5 protein-coding genes, 1 tRNA gene and 1 pseudogene are annotated in these 6,182 nt (G+C 60.5%); 3 read left to right on the plus strand and 4 right to left on the minus strand.

Annotated elements, in window-relative coordinates; all coding sequences use genetic code 11:
• The 3 genes and pseudogenes from EOA85_RS37710 to EOA85_RS24855 all read left to right on the plus strand — a co-directional run.
• Positions 1 to 448, plus strand: a pseudogene (locus tag EOA85_RS37710) (calcium-binding protein); the annotation flags it as partial.
• 145 nt (positions 449 to 593) lie between these two features.
• Entirely contained in the window at positions 594 to 728 is a 135-nt protein-coding gene (locus tag EOA85_RS39940; RefSeq protein ID WP_281033782.1) for a hypothetical protein, read from the plus strand.
• Positions 729 to 1,170: 442 nt separating this feature from the next.
• Complete coding sequence (locus EOA85_RS24855) at positions 1,171 to 1,452, plus strand: DUF4440 domain-containing protein (RefSeq protein WP_127211532.1); 282 nt, start codon at positions 1,171 to 1,173, stop codon at positions 1,450 to 1,452.
• Between the two features lie 963 nt (positions 1,453 to 2,415).
• Here EOA85_RS24855 and EOA85_RS24860 read toward each other — a convergent pair.
• The 4 genes from EOA85_RS24860 to EOA85_RS24875 all read right to left on the minus strand — a co-directional run.
• A complete protein-coding gene (locus tag EOA85_RS24860) occupies positions 2,416 to 2,847 on the minus strand; it encodes a nuclear transport factor 2 family protein (RefSeq protein WP_127211533.1) in 432 nt (143 codons plus the stop codon).
• Between the two features lie 283 nt (positions 2,848 to 3,130).
• A tRNA-Glu gene (locus EOA85_RS24865) sits at positions 3,131 to 3,205 on the minus strand.
• A 191-nt stretch (positions 3,206 to 3,396) separates the two neighbouring features.
• A complete protein-coding gene (locus EOA85_RS24870) occupies positions 3,397 to 4,539 on the minus strand; it encodes a YcbK family protein (protein WP_245485997.1) in 1,143 nt (380 codons plus the stop codon).
• Between the two features lie 337 nt (positions 4,540 to 4,876).
• A partial coding sequence (locus EOA85_RS24875) for an alpha/beta hydrolase (RefSeq protein WP_164759858.1) occupies positions 4,877 to 6,182 on the minus strand: 1,306 nt, incomplete at its 5' end.

Here is a 6,182-nt window from a genome sequence, read left to right on the forward strand (position 1 = left end):
CGACAATGCCGGCGAAAAGGCAGGCAGCAGTGTCGACCGGGTGTTGGCCGCCCTTTCTAGCGGCTCGGAGTCGCTCGCCGGTTCACACGACAAGACGGCCGGCAACGGGTTCGCCCACACCGTCGAGGATAATGAAAATGTCGGCGCCAATGCTAGCAAGGGCGGCGCCGCCGAGATCATGTCCGGCCGCGCAGGCCACGACGCCTTCGACTTCAGCTGGCTCCAGGAAAAGCTGCAGGACAAGCCTCACTTCGACCAGGCCTTCTTAGACGGGCTCAAGTCGGGAGGGGAGTCATCCGACGCTCTGTCTACGGCTGCGCATGATCGTTCCGACCAGGTCAGCTACGACAGTTCAACCGGGTCGCTCTCTTTGGACAGCGACGGGACGGGAGATGCATCTCAAACGCAGCTCGCCAGCCATTTTCCATGGCAGCATCATTCGCTGTGACCTGAAGGAGCTACGGGCGGGAAACTAGATCAGGCCCGGCTTTTGTTCACCTCGAAGAACATGGGCCGGGTCGTTCCCGTGCCGGCCATCAATCGTCTTTCCAGAAATTCCGCGGCGAGATACGGGTCATATTGGCGTCGCGGGATTGGCTCCGCAGTTCGGCAAAGTCCGAACGGGCCTTCTCATCGAGGACGATGGCTTCGCGGTTGATGAGGCCTCGCCCGGTGAAGACGCGCGCGCCAGCGATGAGCTGTGCGTGGCGGCAAGAAAGCAGGCCTGATCTACACGCCGACACTGCGCCGAACGCCTATGGCAAGGCCAAGGACGAACGATGAGAGACGCGCGAGAGCATCAGCGCGACCGGCGGAAACGCGCGCGCTGGTGAGGCTTTACGCCCCGCTCTTAGCTGCGCAGCTGCGCTTGCGCCGTCATATCAGATAAGCCTAATGTGAATCATGACTTGGCCATTGAGCGGGCGCGGCGCCGCACTCGGATTGGGCTCGCTATTCATCCGGTGGATATATCGATCACGCAAAGGGAGGACGAGATGAGAGTGGCTAAGTCATTTGCATTTGCTGCTGTGCTGCTTCTTTCGTCTGCGTTGTCTGCGGCCGCCCAGTCGGCTCGCGAGGACATCGAAGCTGCGCTGACGAAATTCACGGACGCCTTCAACAGCGGAAACGCGGTGGCGGTCGGTCAAATGTATACCCGAGGATGCCGCCGTGCTGCCGCCCGACGGCAAGCACGTCGATGGTCGCAAGGGCGTGGAAGAATTCTGGCAGGGCGCGATCAAAAGCGGGATGAAGAATCTCACCCTAAAGGCCCTGGAGGTGGAAGAGAGCGCAAACCTCGCCTACGAAGTTGGCGCATTTACGCTCGATGTGCCCAGCAAAGACGGCGCCCTCTCCACCGTTGCAGGCAAGTACATCGTCGTCTGGAAGATGGGCGACGACGGGACATGGCGCCTGCATCGGGACATCTGGAATTTAGGTGCGGCCCAATAGGGATTTGATATCCAGGTCCTCATCGACCGCCTTGGCGACGAGTACGGCTGCATGCACTGCGATCTGATGCTCTATTGCCATGCCAGTTGAAAATTCTGGTACGCCCAAGGGGAATCGAACCCCTGTTACCGCCGTGAAAGGGCGTCTAAGCCGTCCAACGCCGTCCAGCCTTCTTATTCGACACTAGTCAGCAGGTCTAAGCACCGCCGCGCGCCTCTATGCCAGCGCGCAGACCGGACTTTCGATCATCGCGGCTAAGACCGGCGGTGGTTCAGCTGTGAGTGAGCCTGTATCTATGCGTTGCATCGTTCGCGCCGCTCTAACCGGCCTAGCGAGCGACGCTGATGAATTGCGGGCAGCCGTCAACGGAATAACTTGGCGTCGTGTATATCCCTGGTCCCGTAAAATAGTGGCAGGTGGACGCACCTGTTGGGCTCTTCTCTTCGTGATAGAGAACGCCCGTCGATGTGGCCAGCATCCCGCCAATCACCAGGGCGACCAGTATACCGAGGCCGGCAACAGCTTTTAGCATTTCGATAGCGCGGGCTAAGCGGCCCTACGCGGTTTGAGCCTGTTCGACAGGGCGGTGGCCTGCGGACATTGAACTCAATCTTCCAATGGCGAATGCGGCCATCACGATGAAGCCCGCAGTGATGCTCAAAAAGATCCACGATGCGGTCGCGGGATCGGTGGCTACGCAGCTTGCGAGTTCCATGACGCCTTTACCCCTTTAAGCCCGGCGGCCCCACACCGCCAAAACCCGAGCATGATCCCGTTCCGGAACAAACACAAGTGGTCGCCAATATTTCAAATGGCTGGCGGGCTTCCGTCGTCCGATTATCATCGACGGCGAGACCATCGTAACCAACGAAGCCGGATTGCCAGACTTTGCCGCGTTGCGGCGAGCGATCACGAGGAGCAAGTGCCAAGCTTAAGGGTTAGTTTCCTCAGCTAGCAATCCCTCTACTGCCCAACTACGGACTCTGCCGGCCGCGCTGAGGTTATCGGATCGGCGTGACGAAGGACGATTCTCCACGCGCCATCCTCCTGCCGGAAGATGGTGGTGACCCGAAGCGCAATCGGCACCAGTTTGTCCCCGCCGCCGACCTTGGATTGAAGCCGCTCGATTTCCATGACGTAGCCCAGGTCCGCTGTCGCGTACTCGGCGATTCGTTCGATGCCGATGACCTCGCCGTCTCGGTAGTTGGTAGCAGCCCGATCCATGGTCTCGGCAGCCTTTATCCATCCCTTGGCCGGCGGACCGAACGGGTTAGCGATTGTCACGTCATCCCGCCGCGAGTAGAGGTTTTTCAGAGGCTCAGGGTCCCCCTTCACAAAAGCACCCAAAGCCAGATGATCTTGCTCGATAAACCTCGTTAGATCGGAAGGTAACATCTTACCGTCCCTCGCCTGATTGGAAAAAGAACTCTACGCCCAAACCTCCACTATCGCATCCCGTCTTCGGTCTCACGAGGCTGCACAGAGGCAACGTGCAGGACGAGCCCCATTGGGATCGCAGGATTGCCCAGCGTTCCATGGTCGATGATCCAACCGCAAATATGCATTTGATGGCCCGGCGGTTTCGGCTTCCGAGTCTCTTTGTTGGATAGCGATTCGAGCGATATTGGCCAAGGATTGGACAAGAAACGGAGATTTTCGGCTAAGTGCCTGAAAAATCTGGTACGCCCAAGGGGAATCGAACCCCTGTTACCGCCGTGAAAGGGCGGTGTCCTGACCGCTAGACGATGGGCGCGCTCAGATGTGAGCGCTTATAGTTGCGTTGCACCAAACCGGCAACCCGTCTGCCGCCGCCTGCGACAACTTTTTTCATTGGCCGCAAAACCGCGCATTTTCGGCGATTTAGCCCGGTTCGATGCTGCATCTCATGCCGTCGTCAGACGGCGCACCGCGGACGTTTTGCGTGAACGAGAGAAGAACCAGCGGTTACCGCCGCCGGCGGCAGCGCCAGTTCCAGTCGCGCTCGGGACCGACGTCGATGTGAACGGATTCGGTATGGCAGTAGGTGCCGACGCCGCCGCGCCCGGGCATGCTGCGGATGTAGCTTGCCAGCTGCGATTTCGAGACGCCTGGAACCTGGATGTCGGCAGCGGCGCAATACATGTGCAGCGAATTCTTGGCGCCGTTGGCGCGGCGGTTGCGGGCCGGGTCACGATAGCCGGAGGTGACGATCATCTTCTTGCCGTAGTGGCCCTCAATCGTCTTCAGCACGCGGACCAGCGAAGGTTTTAAGCAGGCCACGTCGACATTCTCGGTCTGCTTCAAAAGACCGTTGGGCGCCAGCCGGGCCAGCCCGGCAGCGGATGCCACCTGATAGGCGCCGCCTTCATCCTCGTTCAGATCGACGTCGCTGTCGTCGTCGAGGCCGGATTTGCGCTTGATCTCGAAGAGTGCGGTCTTGCGTACGCCTGGCAGCGCGTCATCGGTGAAATGGCTGGTATCGCCGATCGAAGCCAGTTGCACCGGCTTTTCAGCCGATTTGGCCGAGGCCAAGGTGATGGTCGGCTTTGCCGCCGCCTTGGGCTGCGCCGCCGTCGATTGCTCGCCCGACCTGTTGCTGGTCTGCGGGGCAGGCGCCGCCGAGGCCGGCGTGGCGCTGAACAAAGAGGCGAGGAACCCCTTCTTCTTCGGCGCATAGGCTTGCGGCTGCGGCTCTCCGGCGGTCACATAGACCGGATTGTTCATCGCCGGTGCGGCGGTCTCGGCCTTGGACTTCGGCGCGGTCGTGCCTGCATCGGCGGTTTCAGCCTTCTGCGTTGCAGCATCGGCTTGTTCAACCGTCTGCGCGGACTGTTCCTGGGGCTGCGGCGTCTGGCCCGCAGCAGCGTCTGCGCGCGCAGGAGCCGTGACGGGGAAGCCGGCATCGGACTTGGCGCCTCCCTGAGGGGCTCCCCCCTGGGTTCCCGGCTTGCCCATTGGCACATAGCCGACCTGCTCGGGAAGGCTTGCGTCGCCCTCGGCGGTCATCGTCATCTGAGAAGTCGTGATCTGTGACGACGAATCAACGGCGATCTGTTGGGTACCAGAGGCCGTGCTGATATCCGTAGAAGAGGCGTTATAACCGGGCATGCCGACTGATAGAGACGGGTCGCCGGCCGAGGTGCAGGACGCCAGGAGCACGGAGAAAAGCGCGGCCGCAATGGCGCGGCTTTCTCCCTTCGCGAGGCGCGATCCTGCTGATTTCAAAACAAAATTCCCCCTCGATGTCCGGCCGGTACGTCATTGGCGGCGTCGAAACGTCCCGCCGAAATAAATTCCTTGTCCCCGAACGGAAACGAGACCTGTGTCAAATCCGCAAGCCCCAGAGTAATTCGACGGCTAAAGAGGAATCGAGACTGCTTGAGGGTTGACGACACCATTTCGCCCTCTTTTACCGGCGCGTCAACTCACCACACATTACAGAAGGTTACACACGCACCTTGACATAGGTGCCTGGCGCGTCGCCCAGAGTTTTCATGTGCTTGCCGGGTTTGCGGGCCGGCACGCGGGTGTTGTCCTTCGCCTCGACCCAGCGTTGCCAGTGCGGCCACCAGGAGCCGGGATGGTTTATGGCCTCGGCGATCCACTGGTCGAAGTCGCCCCCCGGCTTGCCGCCGGTCCAGTAGTGATATTTCTGCGCTGCCGGCGGATTGACGACACCGGCGATGTGGCCGGAGCCGGCCATGACGTAGTCGACTTCGCCGCCGAAATACTTCGAACCTAGGAACACCGAAAGCGCCGGCGCGATGTGATCTTCCTTCGCGGCGAGGTTGTAGACCGGGATGGTGACGTCCTTCAGCGAAACCACGCGGCCCGCCAGCTCCATCATGCCTTGCGAAAGTCTGTTCTCGAGATAGCAGTTGCGCAGATAGAAGGAATGGTTGGCCGCGCCCATGCGGGTCGAATCGGCGTTCCAGTAGAGCAGATCGAAGGGCAGGGGATCCTTGCCGCGCATGTAGTTGTTGACGACATAGGGCCAGATCAGGTCGCCCGAGCGCAGCATGTTGAAGGCGGTCGCCATCTTGGTTCCGTCGAGATAGCCTTTCTCGTTCATCGCCTTTTCGACGGCCGCAACCTGCTCCTCGTCGACGAACACTTTCAGGTCGCCGGCACAGGTGAAATCGACCTGCGTGGTGAAGAAGGTGGCCGATTTGATGCGGTGGTCGCCTTCCTGCGCCATCAGCGCCAGGGCCGCAGCCAGAAGCGTGCCGCCGACGCAATAGCCGACGGCATTGACGTCCTTTTCACCGGTGGCCTTTTCGATCGTGTCCAGGCCGTATTGCAGTCCCTCTCGGATATAAGCCTCCCAACTCTTGGTGCCGTGCCGCTCGTCCGGGTTGATCCAGGAGATGACGAAGACGGTGTGGCCCTGCTCTACTGCCCAGCGGATGAAGGACTTTTGCGGGTTGAGATCGAGAATGTAGAATTTGTTGATCCATGGCGGGCAGATCAGTAGCGGCCGCTTCAGTACGGTCTCGGTCGCCGGATCGTATTGCAAGATCTCGGCGACATCGCTGCGGCCCACCACCTTGCCGGGCGTCGTGGCGAGGTTCTTGCCGATCTCGAAGGGCGAATAATCGGCCTGCCGGAGTTTCAGGTCGCCCTTGCCGGCGGCGATGTCCTCGGCCAGCATCTTCATGCCGCGCACCAGGTTTTCGCCATTCGAAGCGACGGTCTCGCGAAACAGCTCCGGGTTGGTCAGGATGAAATTCGACGGCGATATGGCGTTGGAC

The sequence above is a fragment of the Mesorhizobium sp. M5C.F.Ca.IN.020.29.1.1 genome (genome assembly GCF_003997375.1).
GTDB classification, from domain to species: Bacteria; Pseudomonadota; Alphaproteobacteria; order Rhizobiales; family Rhizobiaceae; genus Mesorhizobium; species Mesorhizobium wenxiniae.

Bases quoted from the DNA above. Each gene is read 5' to 3' on its own strand.
- EOA85_RS24870 (WP_245485997.1), bottom strand. From the start codon at position 4,539: ATGCCCGGTTATAACGCCTCTTCTACGGATATCAGCACGGCCTCTGGT.
- EOA85_RS24860 (WP_127211533.1), bottom strand. From the start codon at position 2,847: ATGTTACCTTCCGATCTAACGAGGTTTATCGAGCAAGATCATCTGGCT.